An 18,381-nucleotide genomic window follows, 5' to 3' on the forward strand; every position below is an offset into this window, starting at 1 on the left:
CGGCGGACGGGGCGCCGCTTGCCGCAGGTTTGTTAGTAGTGCATGCTTAATGGGGCGCGCCGGCGCCGACGGATTCGACGAGGAGACCTCATGACGCTCGACGTGACGCCCGAACGCCCCGCCGCAGACGGCGCCGCCGCCTCGGACGCCGCGGCCGCGCCGAACGCAGCGACCTCCGAGGCCACCGACCGGGACGCGAAGTTCGCCCGCCTCGCGAACGGCGTGCTGTGGCCCGGGTTCTTCGGCACGGAGCTGCCGGAATGGCTCGCCGCGGAGCTGCGGGACGGACTCGCCGGCGTCGTCTACTTCGCGCAGAACCTGTCGCCCCGCCTCGACGGGCTGAGTGCGGCGATCCACGAGGCGAACCCCCGTGCGCTCATCGGCGTCGATGAGGAGGGCGGCAGTGTCACCCGCCTCGAGGCGCGCACCGGATCGACCGCCCCCGGCGCTGCGCAGCTCGGCGCGCTCGACGACGTCGACGCCACCAGGACGACCGGCGCCGAGCTGGTCCGCCGGATCCGCGAGGCCGGCGCAGACGTGCTGATCGGCCCGGTCGCCGACGTCAACACCGACCCGCGCAACCCGGTGATCGGCGTGCGCGCGTTCGGTGCCGACACCGCGCTGGTCTCGCGGCATGCGGCGGCGCAGGTCGAGGGCATCCAGGGAACCGGCGTCGCCGCGTGCGTCAAGCACTTCCCCGGCCACGGAGACACGCACCTCGACTCGCACCACGGGCTGCCGCGCATCGCGGCGGATCCGGCCGAGTTCGACCGCGTGCACGTCGAGCCGTTCCGCGCCGCGATCGCCGCGGGGGCGCGCTCGGTGATGACCGCGCACATCGTGGTGCCGGCCTGGGGCGAGGAGCCCGCCACGCTCAACCCGCGGGTGCTCGGGATGCTGCGCACCGCGGGCTTCGACGGGGTCATCGTGACGGACGCCCTCGACATGGCCGCGATCCGGGAGTCGGTCGGCATCGGCGGGGGAGCCGTGCGCGCGCTCGCCGCGGGGGCCGACCTCCTCTGCGTCGGCAACCCCACCAACCCCGGCGACGGCGCGGCCGTCGACCAGGACCAGCGCGACTTCCACGCAGCGAAGGATGCGATCGTGCAGGCGCTCGCCGACGGCACCCTGAGCGTGCAGCGGGTCACCGAGGCGGCCGCGCGCGTCGCGCGGCTCGCCGACGAGCTCGCGGCCGAGCGGGCGCACGCGCACCCGGCGGCGCCCGCGGATCTGCGCGGGATCGTGCGCCGTGCGATCACCGTGCAGGGCGACCTCGGTGCGCCGGCGTCGGGGCTCGTGGTCCTGGACGCGCGCCGCCGCGCGACCCTCGCCGTCGACAGCGCGGCGTCATACGTGGTCGACGCGCTGACCGCGGGCGGCTGGTCGCACCGCGTCGACGCGGAGCGCGCGACCGACGCCGAGGTCGCGGACGCCATCGCCGAGGCCCGTGCCGCGGCCGCGGCGAGCGGATCCCGGATCGTGGCGCTGGTGGACCGGATCGACACGGATGAGGCGCAGCGCCGGTTCGTGGGCGCGGTCGCGGCGGCGGATCCGGGCGCCGTCGTCGTGAACGTGGGCCTCCCGGGGGCCGCGGTCGCGCTGCCGGTGCTGGACGTGCGCGCGAGCAGTCGCATCGGAGCCGAGCTGGCCCGGGAGGTGCTCGTCGGAGGCTCCCGATGACCCCGGGGTGCCGCTCTGAACGGGTGCGCGCCCGGGTTATACCGCTGTCGGCGCGATTGGTCAAGAATCGCGCTTGCCATGTCGTGATTTCGGAACTATAGTTGATCTTTGCGCCTCGCTCCTCCCTGCCCTCATATGGTGGTCGGCAGACTCCGTACGTTCCTCGCTCTTCGACAGAGCGCCTTCAGCGTGCGGCCGTGTGACGCGGCGCACTCCACCTGACGACGAGGAATCGAGACGCCCTTCGGGGCTCACGGAGGTTATTCCCTTGGCTGCTGCTCCCAACGCATCCACTCCCACCACCACCAAGAACGGACGCGGCCACTCCCGCCTCTCGTTCGCCAAGATCTCCGACACGCTGACGGTCCCCGACCTGCTCGCCCTGCAGACCGAGTCCTTCGACTGGCTCGTGGGCAACGAGGCCTGGAAGCAGCGCGTCGCGGAGGCCAAGAAGGCCGGCCGCAAGGACATCGCGGAGGCCAGCGGCCTCGAGGAGATCTTCGAGGAGATCTCCCCGATCGAGGACCTGAGCGAGACCATGCAGCTCTCGTTCACGAACCCGTACCTCGAGCCCGAGAAGTACTCCATCGAGGAGTGCAAGGAGCGCGGCAAGACGTACGCGGCCCCGCTCTACGTCGAGGCCGAGTTCATGAACCACCAGACCGGTGAGATCAAGACCCAGACGGTCTTCATGGGCGACTTCCCGCTGCAGACCGCCAAGGGCACGTTCATCATCAACGGCACGGAGCGCGTCGTCGTGTCGCAGCTCGTCCGCTCCCCGGGCGTGTACTTCGACAAGACCCCGGACAAGACCAGCGACAAGGACATCGTGTCCGCGCGCGTCATCCCGTCCCGCGGCGCCTGGCTCGAGTTCGAGATCGACAAGCGCGACCAGGTCGGCGTGCGCATCGACCGCAAGCGCAAGCAGTCCGTCACCGTCTTCCTCAAGGCGCTGGGCCTGACCAGCGAGGAGATCCTCGCCGAGTTCGCCGGCTTCACCTCGATCGAGGAGACGCTCGCGAAGGACACGATCCTCACCAAGGAGGACGCGCTCCGCGACATCTACCGCAAGCTCCGTCCGGGCGAGCAGGTCGCCGCCGAGGCCGCCCGCGCGCTGCTGGACAACTTCTACTTCAACCCGAAGCGCTACGACCTCGCCAAGGTCGGCCGCTACAAGATCAACCAGAAGCTGGGCCTCGACCTGCCGCTGGACGAGTCCGTCCTCACGGTCAAGGACATCGTCGAGACCATCAAGTACCTGGTGCGCCTGCACGCCGGCGTGGAGACCTTCGAGGGCATCCGCGGTGGCAAGAAGGCCGAGATCCGTCTCGCGACCGACGACATCGACAACTTCGGCAACCGTCGCATCCGCGCCGTCGGCGAGCTCATCCAGAACCAGGTCCGCACGGGTCTTTCCCGCATGGAGCGCGTGGTCCGCGAGCGCATGACCACGCAGGACATCGAGGCGATCACCCCGCAGACCCTGATCAACGTGCGCCCCGTCGTGGCCGCGATCAAGGAGTTCTTCGGCACCTCGCAGCTGTCGCAGTTCATGGATCAGAACAACCCGCTCGCGGGTCTGACCCACAAGCGCCGCCTCTCGGCCCTCGGCCCCGGTGGCCTCAGCCGCGACCGCGCCGGCGTCGAGGTGCGCGACGTGCACCCCTCGCACTACGGCCGCATGTGCCCGATCGAGACCCCTGAAGGCCCGAACATCGGTCTGATCGGCTCGCTCGCCACGTTCGCGCGGATCAACTCGTTCGGCTTCATCGAGACGCCGTACCGCAAGGTCGAGAACGGCCGGGTCACCGAGCACATCGACTACCTGACCGCCGCCGAGGAGGTCGACTTCAACATCGCGCAGGCGAACGCCCCGCTCGACAAGGACGGCCGCTTCACCGAGGCGCACGTCCTGGCCCGCCCGAAGGGCGGATCCGGTGAGGTCGACATGTTCCTGCCCGAGGAGATCGGCTACATCGACGTCTCCCCGCGCCAGATGGTGTCGGTCGCGACCTCGCTCGTGCCGTTCCTCGAGCACGACGACGCGCAGCGCGCGCTCATGGGCGCCAACATGCAGCGTCAGGCCGTGCCGCTGCTCCGCTCCGAGTCGCCGTTCGTCGGCACCGGTATGGAGGGCTACGCCGCCATCGACGCCGGTGACGTGATCACCGCCGAGAAGGCCGGTGTGGTCTCCGAGGTCTCCGCCGACCGCGTCGTGGTCATGCTCGACGAGGGCGGCACGCAGGAGTACTACCTGCGCAAGTTCGACCGCTCGAACCACGGCACCTCGTACAACCAGAAGGTCGTCGTCTCGGCCGGTGAGCGCGTCGAGGTCGGCGAGGTCATCGCCGACGGCCCCGCCACCGAGAACGGCGAGCTCGCGCTCGGCAAGAACCTCCTCGTCGCCTTCATGACGTGGGAGGGCCACAACTTCGAGGACGCGATCATCCTCAGCCAGGACCTGGTGAAGGACGACACCCTCTCCTCGATCCACATCGAGGAGTACGAGGTCGACGCGCGCGACACCAAGCTCGGCAAGGAGGAGATCACCCGTGACCTCCCCAACGTCAGCCCGGAGCTCCTGAAGGACCTGGACGAGCGCGGCATCATCCGCATCGGCGCCGAGGTCCGCCCCGGCGACATCCTCGTCGGCAAGGTCACCCCGAAGGGTGAGACCGAGCTGAGCGCCGAGGAGCGTCTGCTCCGCGCGATCTTCAACGAGAAGAGCCGCGAGGTCCGCGACACCTCCCTCAAGGTGCCGCACGGCGAGCAGGGCACCGTCATCGCGGTCAAGGAGTTCAACGCCGAGGACGGCGACGACGAGCTCGGCTCCGGCGTCAACCGCCGCGTCGTGGTCTTCATCGCCCAGAAGCGCAAGATCACCGAGGGCGACAAGCTCGCCGGCCGCCACGGCAACAAGGGTGTCATCGCGAAGATCCTGCCCGTCGAGGACATGCCGTTCCTCGCCGACGGCACCCCGGTCGACGTCATCCTGAACCCGCTCGGCATCCCCGGCCGCATGAACTTCGGCCAGGTGCTGGAGACCCACCTCGGATGGGTCGCCAAGCAGGGCTGGAAGATCGAGGGCAACCCGGAGTGGGCAGCGCAGCTGCCGAAGGAGGCGTTCGACGTCGCTCCCGGCACCAAGGTCGCGACCCCGGTGTTCGACGGCGCCCACCAGGAGGAGATCGAGGGTCTGCTCGACTCCACCCTGCCGACCCGTGACGGCGTGCGCCTGATCGACTCGTCCGGCAAGACCACCCTGTTCGACGGCCGCTCCGGCGAGCCGTTCCCGGGGCAGATCTCCGTGGGCTACATGTACATCCTGAAGCTCCACCACCTGGTCGACGACAAGATCCACGCGCGTTCGACGGGCCCCTACTCGATGATCACCCAGCAGCCGCTCGGCGGTAAGGCCCAGTTCGGTGGCCAGCGCTTCGGTGAGATGGAGGTGTGGGCGCTCGAGGCCTACGGTGCCGCGTACGCGCTGCAGGAGCTCCTCACGATCAAGTCCGACGACATCCTCGGCCGCGTCAAGGTGTACGAGGCCATCGTCAAGGGCGAGAACATCCAGGAGCCGGGCATCCCGGAGTCGTTCAAGGTGCTCATGAAGGAGATGCAGTCGCTCTGCCTGAACGTCGAGGTCCTCTCGGCCGACGGCACCGCGGTCAACCTCCGCGACACCGACGACGAGGCCTTCCGCGCCGCCGAGGAGCTGGGAATCAACATCTCCAGCCGCTTCGAGTCCGCATCCATCGACGAGATCTGATCTCGCGCGCACATAACTTACAGATTTCAGAATCGACACAGGAGAACTAGTGCTCGACGCAACAACGTTCGATGAGCTTCGCATCGGCCTCGCGACCGCCGACGACATCCGCAAGTGGTCCTACGGCGAGGTCAAGAAGCCCGAGACCATCAACTACCGCACGCTGAAGCCGGAGAAGGACGGCCTCTTCGGCGAGCAGATCTTCGGCCCCTCCCGCGACTGGGAGTGCGCCTGCGGCAAGTACAAGCGCGTCCGCTTCAAGGGCATCGTCTGCGAGCGCTGCGGCGTGGAGGTCACCAAGAGCTCCGTCCGTCGCGAGCGCATGGGCCACATCGAGCTCGCCGCGCCCGTCACCCACATCTGGTACTTCAAGGGCGTGCCCTCGCGCCTCGGCTACCTGCTGGACATGGCGCCGAAGGACCTCGAGAAGGTCATCTACTTCGCCGCGTACATGGTCATCTCGGTCGACGAGGACGCGCGTCACCGCGACCTGGCCACCCAGGAGAACAACATCCGCCTCGAGCTGAAGACGCTCGGCGACCGCCGCGACGCCAAGATCGCGGAGCGCCTGGCCAAGCTGGAGGAGGAGCTCGCGGCCCTCGAGGCCGAGGGTGCCAAGGCCGACGCCAAGAAGAAGGTCAAGGACGCCGCCGAGAAGGAGATGGCGCAGATCCGCAAGGGCGCCGACGAGGCGATCGCCAAGCTCGAGCGCGTGTGGGAGGACTTCCGCACCCTCGAGGTGGGCGCGCTGCGTCCCGAGGACGACGTGTTCCACGAGCTGCAGGACCGCTTCGGCCAGTACTTCGAGGCCCACATGGGCGCCGAGGCCATCCAGAAGCGTCTCGCGGCGTTCGACCTGAAGGCCGAGTCGGAGAAGCTGCACCTGCAGATCTCCGAGGGCAAGGGCCAGCGCAAGATCCGCGCGATCAAGCGCCTCAAGGTCGTGAACTCGTTCCTGGAGACGGGCATGAGCCCGGCCGCCATGGTGCTCGACGTCGTCCCGGTCATCCCGCCGGAGCTGCGCCCGATGGTGCAGCTGGACGGTGGCCGCTTCGCGACCAGCGACCTGAACGACCTGTACCGCCGCGTGATCAACCGCAACAACCGTCTTCGTCGTCTGATCGACCTCGGCGCGCCCGAGATCATCGTCAACAACGAGAAGCGCATGCTGCAGGAGGCCGTCGACGCGCTGTTCGACAACGGCCGCCGCGGTCGTCCCGTCACCGGCACCGGCAACCGCGCCCTGAAGTCCCTCAGCGACATGCTGAAGGGAAAGCAGGGTCGCTTCCGCCAGAACCTGCTCGGAAAGCGCGTGGACTACTCGGGCCGTTCGGTCATCATCGTGGGTCCGCAGCTCAAGCTGCACCAGTGCGGTCTGCCGAAGACGATGGCGATCGAGCTGTTCAAGCCGTTCGTGATCAAGCGCCTCATCGACCTGGGTCACTCGCAGAACATCAAGGCCGCCAAGCGCGCCGTCGAGCGGATGCGTCCCGAGGTCTGGGACGTGCTCGAGGAGATCATCCGCGAGCGTCCTGTGCTGCTGAACCGCGCCCCCACCCTGCACCGCCTGGGCATCCAGGCCTTCGAGCCGCAGCTCGTCGAGGGCAAGGCCATCCAGCTGCACCCGCTCGTGTGCGCGGCGTTCAACGCCGACTTCGACGGTGACCAGATGGCCGTGCACCTGCCGCTGTCGGTCGAGGCCCAGGCCGAGGCCCGCGTGCTGATGCTCGCCTCGAACAACATCCTCAAGCCGTCCGACGGCCGCCCGGTCACCCTGCCCTCGCAGGACATGATCATCGGTCTGCACCACCTGACCACGGTCAAGGAGGGCGCGCTCGGCGAGGGTCGTGCGTTCGGCTCCGTGGGCGAGGCGATCCTGGCGAAGGACGAGGGCACCCTCGACCTGCAGGCCAAGGTCCGCATCCGCATCCCGGGTCTGACGTTCCTCGAGGGTGAGGCCCCCGAGGGCTACGAGAGCCACGGCCTCGTGGACACCTCGCTCGGCCAGGCGATCTTCAACGACACCCTGCCGAAGGGCTACCCGTTCGTGCGCGAGGTCGCCGACAAGGGCAAGCTCTCGCAGATCGTCAACAAGCTCGCCGAGGAGTACCCGAAGGTCGAGACCGCCGCGTCGCTGGACCGGATCAAGGACGCCGGCTTCTACTGGGCCACGCGTTCGGGCGTGACCGTCGCGCTCAGCGACGTCATCACCCCGCCGGACAAGGCGGAGATCGTCGCGGGCTACGAGAAGCAGGCCGAGAAGATCCAGGCGCAGTACGACAAGGGTCTGACCACCGACGCCGAGCGTCGTCAGGAGCTCGTCGAGCTCTGGACGAAGGCGACCAACGATGTCCAGGCCTCGATGCAGGCGCACTTCCCGGAGGACAACACCATCAATCGCATGGTGTCGTCGGGAGCCCGTGGTAACTGGCTGCAGATCCGCAACATCGCCGGTATGCGCGGTCTGGTGAACAACACCAAGGGTGAGTTCATCCCGCGTCCGATCATCTCCTCGTACCGCGAGGGCCTGTCGGTGGCGGAGTACTTCATCGCGACGCACGGTACCCGTAAGGGTCTCGCCGACACCGCTCTGCGCACGGCCGACTCGGGTTACCTGACCCGTCGTCTGGTCGACGTCTCGCAGGACGTCATCATCCGTGAGGACGACTGCGGCACGTCGAAGGGCCTGGAGCTGCCGATCGCCGCGCCGAACAGCGCCGGCGAGCTGGTGCGCGACGCCAACGTGGAGAACTCCGTGTTCGCCCGCACGCTCGCGTCCGACGTCGTGAACGAGGCCGGCGAGGTTCTCGCCACCGCCGGTGAGGACGTCGGCGACGTGCTCATCGACAAGCTCGTCGCGGCCGGCGTGGAGTCGATCAAGGTCCGCTCCGTGCTGACCTGCGACTCGGCGGTCGGTGTCTGCGCGCAGTGCTACGGCCGCTCGCTGGCCACCGGCAAGACGGTGGATATCGGCGAGGCCGTCGGCATCATCGCGGCCCAGTCGATCGGTGAGCCTGGCACCCAGCTGACGATGCGTACCTTCCACCTCGCTTCGGCCGGTGACATCACGCAGGGTCTGCCCCGTGTGCAGGAGCTCTTCGAGGCGCGCACCCCGAAGGGTGCCACCCCGATCGCCGAGGCGGACGGCCGCATCACGATCGAGGAGACCGAGAAGTCCAAGAAGGTCATCCTCACGCCCGACAACGGCGACGAGGAAGTGGTCTACCCGGTGCTGAAGCGTGCGACGCTCCTCGTCGAGGACGGTCAGCACGTCTCGGTCGGCGACCCGCTGCAGGTCGGCACGCTCGACCCCAAGGAGGTCATGCGCGTGCAGGGTGCCCGCGAGGTGCAGAAGTACCTCGTCGGCGGCGTGCAGGAGGTCTACCGCTCGCAGGGTGTGCCGATCCACGACAAGCACATCGAGGTCATCGTGCGCCAGATGCTGCGCAAGGTCACGGTCGTCGACCACGGCGACACGACCCTGCTGCCCGGTGAGATGGTGGACAGCCGTCGCTACCAGGACATCAACCGCGAGGCCGTCGCGGCGGGCAAGCGCCCGGCGTCCGGCCGCCCGGAGCTGATGGGTATCACCAAGGCGTCGCTGGCGACCGAGTCCTGGCTGTCGGCCGCGTCCTTCCAGGAGACGACCCGCGTGCTCACGCAGGCCGCCATGGAGGGCAAGAGCGACCCGCTGGTCGGCCTCAAGGAGAACGTCATCATCGGTAAGCTCATCCCGGCCGGAACCGGTCTGCGCCGCTACCGCGACATCACCGTGGAGGCGACCGAGGAGGCCAAGAGCGAGCGCTACCCGAACCGGATCTTCGCATCCGACGGGGCGTACGCCGACGGCGACTTCGGCTACGTCGACTTCGACGCGTTCTCGACCGACGACATCACGCCCGGCACTTACAACTGATTGAGGCGAGAGCCGAGCGGGCTTGCCCGCTCGGCCGAGCCGATTGAAGTCGCGACACAACTGAGTGCCGCGTGTGACGGACTGATCGTCTGACAGAAGGACCCCGGATCTTCGGATCCGGGGTCCTTCTGCGTCAGCCGACTGCTCTCAGTGGAAGATGCTCGCCACGATGCTGGACGTGTAGCCGGTGGGGGCGAGGTTCGAGTAGCGGGTGTCGATCAGCACGTCGTCGCGCCAGAACAGGGTGCGTCCGTCGGTCACCGGGTATTTCGGATCCGGCCATTCCTTCTCGCAGCGGGTTCCCTTGTCGGGCGTGTAGCAGGTGAAGCCCTGGGTCTTCACGAGGTCGTTGAGCATGTCCAGCGCCTCGCCGCGGTACTTGCGGGAGATCCTCGTCGTGATGTTCGTGGTGTCCGCGCCCGGATCCGCCCAGATGCAGATCAGGCTGCCGTCGGCCTGCACGCCGCTCGGCCCGAACACGGGCGAGTTCAACGGCGTGCTGCCGAGCTGCGCGAGCACGTCGGCGGAGAGGATCGCCTTGCAGTCGGTCGGCAGGGCGACCGGGGTCGACGTCGGGCTGGGGGAGGGCGAGCTCGTGCTCGGCGGTGAGCTCTTGGCCGGCGACGGAGTGCTGGTACCCGTCGCTGAGGCGGACGTGCCGGCCGTTCCCCCGCCTGAGGACGGGGGCGCTGTCGGAGTGCACGCGGTCAGCGCCGCGACCAGGCTGAGAGCGGCCGCGGCGATCGCGACGCTGCGAGTCTTCATGGCGCAAGGATAGGCCTCCGCGGATCCGGCACGCCGTAGCGCCGACCGTCCGCCGAGGGTGCGCCGCACCGTGCCGCGTGGTGGCGGTGCGATGCGGGGGACGCGGCCGGGCGTCGCCCGGCGCCGAGCCGAAGGCCCGGCCGGGCCCGCGACGGGGGCCGGAGTAGCCTGGGATGACTTCTGGGAGGGAGCGGCATGACCGAGCACCGGGTGGTGATCCTGGGCGATGCGTGGATCGAGGAGATCCGCGACCCCGGCGGAATGCGCGAGAGCGTGGGCGGCGACGCCGTTGAGCTGGCGTGCGCACTGATCGGCGATGGGCTGGCGCTGACCGTCGTCGTGCCCCTCGGCGATGACCCCGACGGCGAGCGGATCCGCACGGTGCTCGAGGATCGGGGAGTCCGCGTCGTGGCGGCCCCGCGCTCGAAGGCACGCATCGCCGTTCTCTCGTGCGCGATCGCGGCGGGGCCGAGTTCGAGCGACGCCGCGGGGAGAGCGGGTTCGCGGACACACGGCGGTCCCTTGCGGCGCAGGCGGACGCCGACGTGATCGTGGACCTCCGCGAGGGCATCCCCAGCACCGTCGCCGAGGAGCGGGACGATGTGCTGCGCGCGCTGGGTCTGTCTGGCGCCGCGAGCCCGTCCGGCGCGGAGGGGGGCATCGGCGGTGAAGCGGGTGCGCAGGCGGACGCCGCTGCGGGGGCGGCGTTGTCGGCGGCCGCCGCGACACCCGAGGCGGAGGGCGACACCGCGTCCACGGCACCGATCGCCGAAGCCGACACCGCCGCATTGGCAGCCGTCCCGCCGGCGCGGCGCGCCGTGCTCCTGCCCGCGCCGGTCGCGGCCGACGCGTTCCGCCATGCCCCGGTGAGACTGCTTCCCGAGCCGCCCGCCGCACCCGCGCCCGACTGGCACGGCCTCGAGGAGCGGATCGCCCGCGTCGCCACCTGAGCAGGCGCGCTCCGCGTCGGCGCCCGACCTGACTGGCCGTGTCGCCGCCGGCTCGCGTCGCCATATGCGCGGGGCCCGTGTCGCCGCCTGCTCGTGTCGCCATACGCGCGGCGCCCGTGTCGCCGCCCGACCGCGGCGGTCAGCCGCGCGGCGTGTACCGTGCGGGCGCGTGCGTGCGGAGGACCAGTTCGCGCAGATCCTCCAGTGACGCGTCGCGGCCGAACACGCCCGCCGCCCGCGCCTGCACCAGCACGTTCCCGAGCGCCGTCGCCTCGACGGGACCCGCGAGCACCGGCAGGCCCGTGCGGTCGGACGTCTCCTGGCAGAGCAGCTCGTTCAGCGCGCCGCCGCCGATGAGGTTGATCGCCGCGACGGGGCGCCCCGTGAGCCTCCCGGCCGCCGCGCACCGTCTCGTCCCGTTCAAAGGAGAACCATGACTGTCGAATCCTCCGCCGTCCGCCACCCGAACCCGTGGTGGGTTGGCATCGTGTGCGGCATGGCGTCCTACATCGATGCCGCCACGATCGTCGCGACCGGCATCGCCCTCGTCATCTACCAGCACACGATCGGCGTGACGCCCGACCAGATCGGCATCCTGTCCGGTCTGCTCACGCTCTCGATCGCGATCGGCGCGATCTTCGGCGGGAGGCTGGGCGACGCGTTCGGACGTCGCCGGATCTTCCTCGTGACCATGCTCATCGTCATCATCGGCATCGCGCTGCTCGTGTTCGGATCGTCATTCCCCGCCCTGCTGATCGGCGTCATCCTCGCGGGGCTCGGAACCGGCGCCGATCTGCCGGTCTCGCTCTCGACCATCTCGGAGGCCGCGAGCGAGAAGAACCGCGGCGCGATCATCGGCCTGTCCAACATCCTCTGGGTGGTGGGCATCCTCGGAACGATCGTGATCGCGACCTTCGCCGGCGGCATGGGCCGCGTGGGCGGCCAGCTCCTGTTCGGGCAGGTCGGCATCGTGGCGGCTCTCGTGTTCCTCGCCCGGCTCACGATTCCGGAGTCGCCGTTCTGGCTGGCGGCGCGCGACGAGCGCCGTCGCGGCGTGGTCACGGTGCGTGCCGACCGCGCCACGGTGCGCGACCTCCTCCGCAAGCCGTACCTGGGGCCGTTCCTCGCGCTGCTCGTCTTCTACGCGCTGACCAACGTCGGTGCGAACACCGGCGGCCAGTTCGGCACCTATCTCGCGGTCAACGTCGCGGGGATCCCCGTCGCGCTGAACTCTGCGATCGGCCTGGCGTCGTTCCCGATCGGGCTGCTGGCCGGCCTCTGGTTCATGCGGATCGTCGACGGCAAGCGCCGCATGACCTACTTCGTCTTCGGAGCGATCGTGCTGCTGCTCGGATATCTGACGCCGGCCGTGCTCGGGTTCAGCCTGCCCACGATCATCGCGATGAACCTGTTCATGGGAGTCGGCGGCGCGTTCGCCTTCGAGGGGATCATGAAGGTGTGGACGCAGGAATCGTTCCCGACGCTGCTGCGCACGACCGCGCAGGGAGCGGTCATCGCCGTGGACCGAGTCGTCGCCGCGCTTCTCGCGTTCGTCACGCCCGCTCTGATCGCCGTGAGCCCGCAGGGGCTGTACGCCGTGCTCAGAGGGGTCGTCGCGATCGGACTGATCGTGGCCTGGTTCGCCTTCCGCAAGGCCGGTGAGAGCCAGTTCGTCACCGAGTCGCTCAGCACGATCGCCGTCGAGCCCGAGGCGGACGCGGCCCCGATCGAGTCCTGACCCCACAGTCCGCCCACCGCACGCCCACGATCCGGAAGGACCGACATGACACCCCGCTGCACCAGGCAGCCTTCATCACCGCGAACGCTCCGCGCGACGCCGCGATCCGCTTCCGCCGGACGGTCGCGCCGGCGCAGCCGCGCGACGCGGTCGCATCCGCTCGGCTCCTCGCGACCGCCCTCGGCGTGTACGAGGCCCGCCTTGACGGGGCACCGGTCTCGGACTCCGTGCTCGACCCGGGCTGGAATGCCTACGAGTGGCGTCTTCCGTTCCAGAACTGGGACGTCACGGATGCCGTGCGCGGCGGGGCAGGGGAGCTTGCGATCGACGTCCTCGTCGGCAACGGCTGGTACCGCGGCGACCTGGGCTTCGAGGGGGCGAACGCGAACTACGGAGAGGAGATCGCGCTCGCCCTCGTCCTGGAGCTCGTGTTCCACGACGGATCCGTCCAGACGGTCACGACCGGCCACGAGTGGCGCGCGGAGACGAGCGAAGTGCTGCGCAACTCGCTGTACAACGGCGAGACGATCGATGCCCGCCTGCGCGGAGAACCGGGGGAGGAGGTCGCCGTCTCGACCGTCGACGTCGATCGCAGCCGGCTCGTCGCGCAGGCGGGTCCGCCCGTGCGCCGTCAGGAGACGCTGCGTCCGGTGCGGATCTGGACGTCGCCGGCAGGGCGCACGCTCGTGGACTTCGGGCAGAACCTCGTCGGATGGATCCGGGCGACCGTGCAGGGACCCCGGGGGACCGAGATCGTGCTGCGTCACGCCGAGGTGCTCGAGAGCGGAGAGCTGGGCACCCGGCCGCTGCGCGCCGCGCAGGCCACCGACGTGTTCGTGCTGTCGGGCGACGAGGACGTCTTCGAGCCCACGCTCACCTTCCACGGCTTCCGCTACGCCGAGGTCACGGGCTGGCCTGGCAAGCTGAGCGCGGAGGACCTGGAGGCGGTGGTCGTGCACTCGGAGATGCGCCGACTCGGATCCTTCGAGTGCTCGGAGCCGCTCGTCAACCAGCTGGTGAACAACTCGGTGTGGGGGCAGAAGGGCAACTTCCTCAGCGTCCCCACGGACTGCCCGCAGCGCGACGAGCGGCTGGGCTGGACGGGCGACATCGCCGCCTATGCGGCGTCGGCCTCGTTCCAGTTCGACACCTCCGACTTCCTGCACGACTGGCTCGAGGATCTGCATGCGGAGACCCGCCACTCGGAGGCGGGGGTCGTGCCGATCGTGGTCCCGGACGTGCTGAAGTACGCGCACTTCGGGGAGGACTTCGCGTTCCCCGCCCTCGGCGCCACGGCGATCTGGGGCGACGCCGCGGTCTGGGCTCCCGAGGCGCTCTGGCGCGCCTACGGGGATCGGGACCGCCTCGCGGCGCACTACCCGGCGATGGTGCTGCACCTCGAGTCCGTCGAGCGCGCACTCTCGCCGACGGGGCTCTGGGATCAGGGGTTCCAGTTCGGCGACTGGCTGGATCCGGATGCGCCGCCGGAGAACCCCGCTGCGGCGAAGGCGGATCCGCATGTCGTGGCGACGGCGTGCGTGCCTCTACCGCTCGGCGTCGTTCGCGGCGGAGGCCGCGGAGGTCCTCGGGCTGACCGCCGAGGCGGAGCGCTGGCAGCGGCTGGCCGAGCGGACGCGCGCAGCGTTCCAGGAGCACTACGTCGAGGACGGTCGCGTGCGCTCGGACTGCGTGACCGTCTACGCACTGGCGATCTGCTTCGGTCTTCTCGGCGACGCCGATCGCGAGAGGGCGGCCGAGCGGCTGGCCGAGCTGGTGCGCGCCGGGGACTATCGGGTCACGACCGGCTTCGCCGGCACTCCGTTCGTCACGTGGGCGCTCTCCGAGACGGGCCACGTCGAGGACGCCTATCGGCTGCTGCTCGAGAAGGAGAACCCGTCCTGGCTCTATCCCGTGACGATGGGGGCGACCACGGTGTGGGAGCGCTGGGACTCGATGCTCCCCGACGGATCCATCAACCCGGGCGAGATGACGAGCTTCAACCACTACGCGCTCGGCGCGGTCGTGGACTGGATCCACCAGGTCGTCGGCGGCATCCGTCCGGGGGAGCCCGGCTACGCCACGGTGCGCGTCGAGCCGGTTCCCGGGCCGGGGATCACCTGGGCCCGCACCCGGTACGAGACCGCGGCGGGCGAGATCACCGTCGACTGGCGCACCGGCGATGACGGGTTCGTCCTCGAGGCGCGCATACCCGAAGGGCTCCCGGCGGAGATCGTGCTGCCCGGAGGGGCGACGCACGAGGTCGTCGGGGGCGAGCACCGCTTCACCGTGTGAGAGGAGCCGTGCCTCTGCCTCGGGCGCGGCCCGCCGAGGCTCCGTCCAGGCCATGCCCTAGGCTCCCTGTGCGAGAGAAGGGGGCGGCGATGGTCGTGAGCGTCCGGGAAGTGGCCGAGGACGCCGGCGTGTCCGTGGGCACCGTCTCGAACGTCCTCAACCGCCCCGAACGCGTCTCCGCGGAGACCGTCGCCCGCGTGCAGGCGTCGATCGCGCGCCTCGGCTACGTGCGCAACGACGCGGCACGCCAGCTCCGGGCGGGACGCAGTCACACCATCGGCCTGGTGGTGCTCGACATCCGCAACCCGTTGTTCGCCGAAGTCGTGCGGGGCGCCGAGCAGCGTGCAGACGAGCACGGGCTGTCGGTTCTCGTCGCGAACAGCGACGAGAACGCGGGGCGTGAGCGCATGCTGCTCGACCTCTTCGAGGAGCAGCGCGTCGCCGGCGTGCTCATCACTCCCGTCGCCGACGCCCTGCCCCGATTGCAGCAGATGCGCGAGCGGGGCACCCCCAGCGTGCTCGTCGACCGGGACACCAGCGACCCCGGATTCTCCTCCGTCGCCGTGGACGATGTGGAGGGCGGCCGGATCGCTGCGGCGCATCTCCTCGAGACAGGGCGCCGCCGCCTCGCTTTCGTCGGCGGACCGGTCTCGCTCCGACAGGTCTCGGATCGTCTCAGCGGTGCGCAGGCGGTCGCGGCCGAGGCCGGCGTGGGCCTCGAGTTCATGGCCACCGGCGCGCTCAGCGTGGAGGAGGGCCGCCGCGCAGGCCGCCTCCTCATGGAGCGTCCCCCGGCGCACCGGCCCGACGCGATCTTCGCCGCGAACGACCTGCTGGCTCTCGGGATCCTGCAGAGCCTGGTCATGGTCGGCGATGTCCGGGTGCCGCAGGACATCGCGCTCATCGGCTACGACGACTTCGACTTCGCTGAGGCGGCGGTCATCCCGCTGAGCTCGATCCGGCAGCCCGCCGGCCTCATCGGATCCACGGCCGTCGACCTCCTCCTCGGCGCCGCCGACGGACGTGCGGCGACCGCGGAGCGGGTGCTCTACCGTCCCGAGCTGGTCGCGCGCGCGTCCACGCTCGGCGCGTGAACACGCGGACGGCGACCGCTTCGCCGCCTCGATTTCCGGTGTCAGGATCCGCCGGGTATGCTTGATCTTCGCGCCCCCGGTCGGCTGGAAAAGCGGGACGGGCGTGCATGGCGAGTTGCCCGAGCGGCCAAAGGGAGCTGACTGTAAATCAGCCGCGGAATGCTTCGGGGGTTCGAATCCCTCACTCGCCACCCCTGGAAGGCCCTCGCGAAAGCGGGGGCCTTCCCTCGTCTCATGGGGTGCTGACGCCTCAGTCGCGCGACGTGGGCCGGGCGAAGAGGTTGACGAGGTTGCCGTCGGGGTCGCGGAACAGCGTCGACCGGTTGCCCCAGGGCATGGTCGTGGGCGCGAGCACGACGTCGTCCAGCACATCGCGAAGCCGGGCGAACTCCGCGTCCACGTCCTCGACGAGGAACTCGATGATCACGGAGTGGTTGCTCCCGGGCTTCGGAGCGCGGTCGCCGAGCATGGCGACCGTCGCCGTGCTCCCGATCGCGAGAGTTCCGGTCCCGGTCCTCAGTTCGGCGAACACCGGGGCGGGCCGGGTGGCCGTCGCCCCTGTCACCTGCTCGTAGAAGCTCGTGAGACGGTCGACGTCGTCGGTGATGATGCGGATCGATGCGAAGTCCAAGGGAATCCTCTCCGTCGGGCCGTGCGGCGCGACGAGGTTCATCCTCGGTGCGGCCACCGACATCGCCGGCCATGCCGATGCGGGATCCGGTGCCCACCACGCGTGCCCTTCCTAGACTGGTGGTCATGCGTGCCCTCACCGAAGACCAGATCCGGGCGTCGTTCCGCAACGCCGAGCCCGATGAGGTCGCCGAGATCGCGATGCCGCACGACCTGCTCCTGGCCGAGTGGGACTACCTCGACTTCTTCGCGTGGCGGGATCCGATCGCCTCGCGCAGCGGCTACATCGTCATCGAGCAGGAGGGGGAGGCGGTCGGCATCGTGCTGCGCGCCGCCGATCCCTCGCGGGTGCGCTCGGGCATGTGCAATCTCTGCCACACGATGCAGCCCGGCAATCAGGTCGCCCTGTTCGCGGCGCGCCGCGGGGGCGCGGAGGGACGCAAGGGCTCCGTGGTCGGCACGTACATCTGCGCCGACCTCTCCTGCCACGAGAGCGTGCGGCTCGCCCCGCCGCTCGCGCCGAACGAGATCCGGGCCGAGCGCCTGGCCGATCGCCGCCTCGACGGCACGCACCGCCGGGTGTACTCCTTCGTGGCATCGGTCCTCGGCGACGCCTGATCCTCAGGTTCATTCGCGCTGAGACTCCGTGTCACGAGTGCCGTCGACGCGCGTACCCTGGAGGAGCGGCTCACGCCGCCCGATCGCCGCTGATCCCCGAAGGAGTCCCATGTCCGACCCGCTGCTCTACCGTGTCGAGGACGGGCTCGCCCGGATCACACTGAATCGTCCGCAGCGCCTCAACGCGTTCAACGCCGAGCTCGCGCACGCCTGGGCCGAGACGACGGCGGCCGCCGTCCGTGACAGCACGGTGGGTGCGATCCTGATCGAGGGCGAAGGGCGCGCCTTCTGCGCGGGAGGCGACGTCATCGACATGGCGACCGGCATGGGCGGGCCCGAGGAGATCGAGCGCCTCGCCCAGGTGATCCACTCGGGCATCGCATCGCTCGTGTCCTCCGCGGTGCCGGTCGTCGCCGCCGCGCACGGCACCACCGCGGGCGGGGGGCTGGGGATCCTGCTCGCGAGCGACTACGCCGTGGTCGGATCCGATTCGCGCTTCGGCAGTCTGTACGCCAACGTCGGCCTCACTCCCGATCTCTCCGTGAGCGCGCAGCTGGCCGCGGCGGTGGGCGAGCGCCGCGCGCTGCAGCTGCTGCTCACCGATCGCATGCTGTCTGCTGCGGAAGCCGTGGAGTGGGGCATCGCCGCCGAAGCCGTGGGGGAGGGCGATGCGCCGGCGATCGCCGCGGCGGTCCGCAGCCGTGCCGAGGAGATCGCCCGATTCTGGCTGTCCGGAGCGTTCCGGGCGTACGGGCAGGCGAAGCGCCTGGTCCGCTCCCGCCCGGAGCGCACGTTCGCGGGCCAGCTGGACGAGGAGGCGCGCAGCATCGCCGCGGCGTTCCGCGGGGCCGAGGCGCAGGAGCTGATCGCGGCGTTCGCGAGCCGCTCGAGCACCCGCTGAGGCATTCGTCCGCGCGGGCGTGAGCGAC

General features: G+C 70.0%; 13 protein-coding genes, 1 tRNA gene and 1 pseudogene. 12 read left to right on the forward strand and 3 right to left on the reverse strand.

Annotated features, from left to right (window positions below):
• Nucleotides 1–90: 90 nt before the first annotated feature.
• The 3 genes from ACYQ1L_RS03935 to rpoC all read left to right on the forward strand — a co-directional run bounded on the left by ACYQ1L_RS03935 (nucleotide 91) and on the right by rpoC (nucleotide 9,365).
• A complete protein-coding gene (locus ACYQ1L_RS03935) occupies nucleotides 91–1,680 on the forward strand; it encodes a glycoside hydrolase family 3 protein (protein ID WP_460002955.1) in 1,590 nt (529 codons plus the stop codon).
• Between the two features lie 268 nt (nucleotides 1,681–1,948).
• Nucleotides 1,949–5,449 carry a DNA-directed RNA polymerase subunit beta gene (gene rpoB, locus ACYQ1L_RS03940; RefSeq protein WP_460002956.1) on the forward strand — a complete coding sequence of 1,167 codons (3,501 nt, stop codon included), beginning with the start codon at nucleotides 1,949–1,951 and terminating at the stop codon, nucleotides 5,447–5,449.
• A gap of 49 nt (nucleotides 5,450–5,498) precedes the next feature.
• Nucleotides 5,499–9,365: a DNA-directed RNA polymerase subunit beta' gene (rpoC, locus tag ACYQ1L_RS03945; RefSeq protein ID WP_460002957.1), complete on the forward strand. Its 3,867-nt coding sequence runs from the start codon at nucleotides 5,499–5,501 to the stop codon at nucleotides 9,363–9,365.
• 147 nt (nucleotides 9,366–9,512) lie between these two features.
• On the opposite strand, the gene ACYQ1L_RS03950 is transcribed toward rpoC, so the two are convergent.
• Complete coding sequence (locus ACYQ1L_RS03950) at nucleotides 9,513–10,130, reverse strand: hypothetical protein (protein WP_460002958.1); 618 nt, start codon at nucleotides 10,128–10,130, stop codon at nucleotides 9,513–9,515.
• 195 nt (nucleotides 10,131–10,325) lie between these two features.
• Between ACYQ1L_RS03950 and ACYQ1L_RS03955 the strand changes: the two genes are divergently transcribed.
• On the forward strand, nucleotides 10,326–10,679 hold the full coding sequence (locus ACYQ1L_RS03955; RefSeq protein ID WP_460002959.1) for a hypothetical protein: 354 nt from the start codon (nucleotides 10,326–10,328) through the stop codon (nucleotides 10,677–10,679).
• Entirely contained in the window at nucleotides 10,676–11,080 is a 405-nt protein-coding gene (locus ACYQ1L_RS03960; protein ID WP_460002960.1) for a hypothetical protein, read from the forward strand. Before ACYQ1L_RS03955 ends, ACYQ1L_RS03960 begins: the two co-directional genes overlap by 4 nt.
• 139 nt (nucleotides 11,081–11,219) lie before the next feature.
• Here the strand turns inward: ACYQ1L_RS03960 and ACYQ1L_RS03965 are convergent, their stop codons facing one another.
• The gene (locus ACYQ1L_RS03965; RefSeq protein WP_460002961.1) at nucleotides 11,220–11,504 is read right to left on the reverse strand and encodes an FGGY-family carbohydrate kinase; all 285 of its coding nucleotides are present in this window, start codon (nucleotides 11,502–11,504) and stop codon (nucleotides 11,220–11,222) included.
• A 9-nt stretch (nucleotides 11,505–11,513) separates the two neighbouring features.
• Here ACYQ1L_RS03965 and ACYQ1L_RS03970 point away from each other — a divergent pair, with 9 nt between their 5' ends.
• The 5 genes and pseudogenes from ACYQ1L_RS03970 (at nucleotide 11,514) to ACYQ1L_RS03990 (ending at nucleotide 16,395) form a co-directional block, all read left to right on the forward strand.
• Nucleotides 11,514–12,818 carry an MFS transporter gene (locus ACYQ1L_RS03970; protein ID WP_460002962.1) on the forward strand — a complete coding sequence of 435 codons (1,305 nt, stop codon included), beginning with the start codon at nucleotides 11,514–11,516 and terminating at the stop codon, nucleotides 12,816–12,818.
• 185 nt (nucleotides 12,819–13,003) lie between these two features.
• A pseudogene (locus tag ACYQ1L_RS03975) lies at nucleotides 13,004–14,287 on the forward strand (family 78 glycoside hydrolase catalytic domain); the annotation flags it as partial.
• Between the two features lie 49 nt (nucleotides 14,288–14,336).
• Nucleotides 14,337–15,110, forward strand: coding sequence for an alpha-L-rhamnosidase-related protein (locus ACYQ1L_RS03980; RefSeq protein ID WP_460002963.1), 774 nt, complete (start codon nucleotides 14,337–14,339; stop codon nucleotides 15,108–15,110).
• A gap of 89 nt (nucleotides 15,111–15,199) precedes the next feature.
• Nucleotides 15,200–16,204 (forward strand): LacI family DNA-binding transcriptional regulator, encoded by a 1,005-nt coding sequence (locus ACYQ1L_RS03985; protein WP_460002964.1) that lies wholly within the window; start codon nucleotides 15,200–15,202, stop codon nucleotides 16,202–16,204.
• 109 nt (nucleotides 16,205–16,313) lie between these two features.
• Nucleotides 16,314–16,395: transfer RNA gene (locus ACYQ1L_RS03990), tRNA-Tyr, on the forward strand.
• 59 nt (nucleotides 16,396–16,454) lie between these two features.
• Here the strand turns inward: ACYQ1L_RS03990 and ACYQ1L_RS03995 are convergent.
• Nucleotides 16,455–16,835, reverse strand: coding sequence for a VOC family protein (locus ACYQ1L_RS03995; RefSeq protein ID WP_460002965.1), 381 nt, complete (start codon nucleotides 16,833–16,835; stop codon nucleotides 16,455–16,457).
• Between the two features lie 125 nt (nucleotides 16,836–16,960).
• Between ACYQ1L_RS03995 and ACYQ1L_RS04000 the strand changes: the two genes are divergently transcribed.
• Together ACYQ1L_RS04000 and ACYQ1L_RS04005 are read left to right on the forward strand one after the other, a co-directional pair.
• Complete coding sequence (locus ACYQ1L_RS04000; protein WP_460002966.1) at nucleotides 16,961–17,452, forward strand: FBP domain-containing protein; 492 nt, start codon at nucleotides 16,961–16,963, stop codon at nucleotides 17,450–17,452.
• A 109-nt stretch (nucleotides 17,453–17,561) separates the two neighbouring features.
• The gene (locus tag ACYQ1L_RS04005) at nucleotides 17,562–18,353 is read left to right on the forward strand and encodes an enoyl-CoA hydratase/isomerase family protein (protein WP_460002967.1); all 792 of its coding nucleotides are present in this window, start codon (nucleotides 17,562–17,564) and stop codon (nucleotides 18,351–18,353) included.
• Nucleotides 18,354–18,381 lie beyond the last annotated feature (28 nt).

The organism is Microbacterium xylanilyticum (assembly GCF_054654695.1).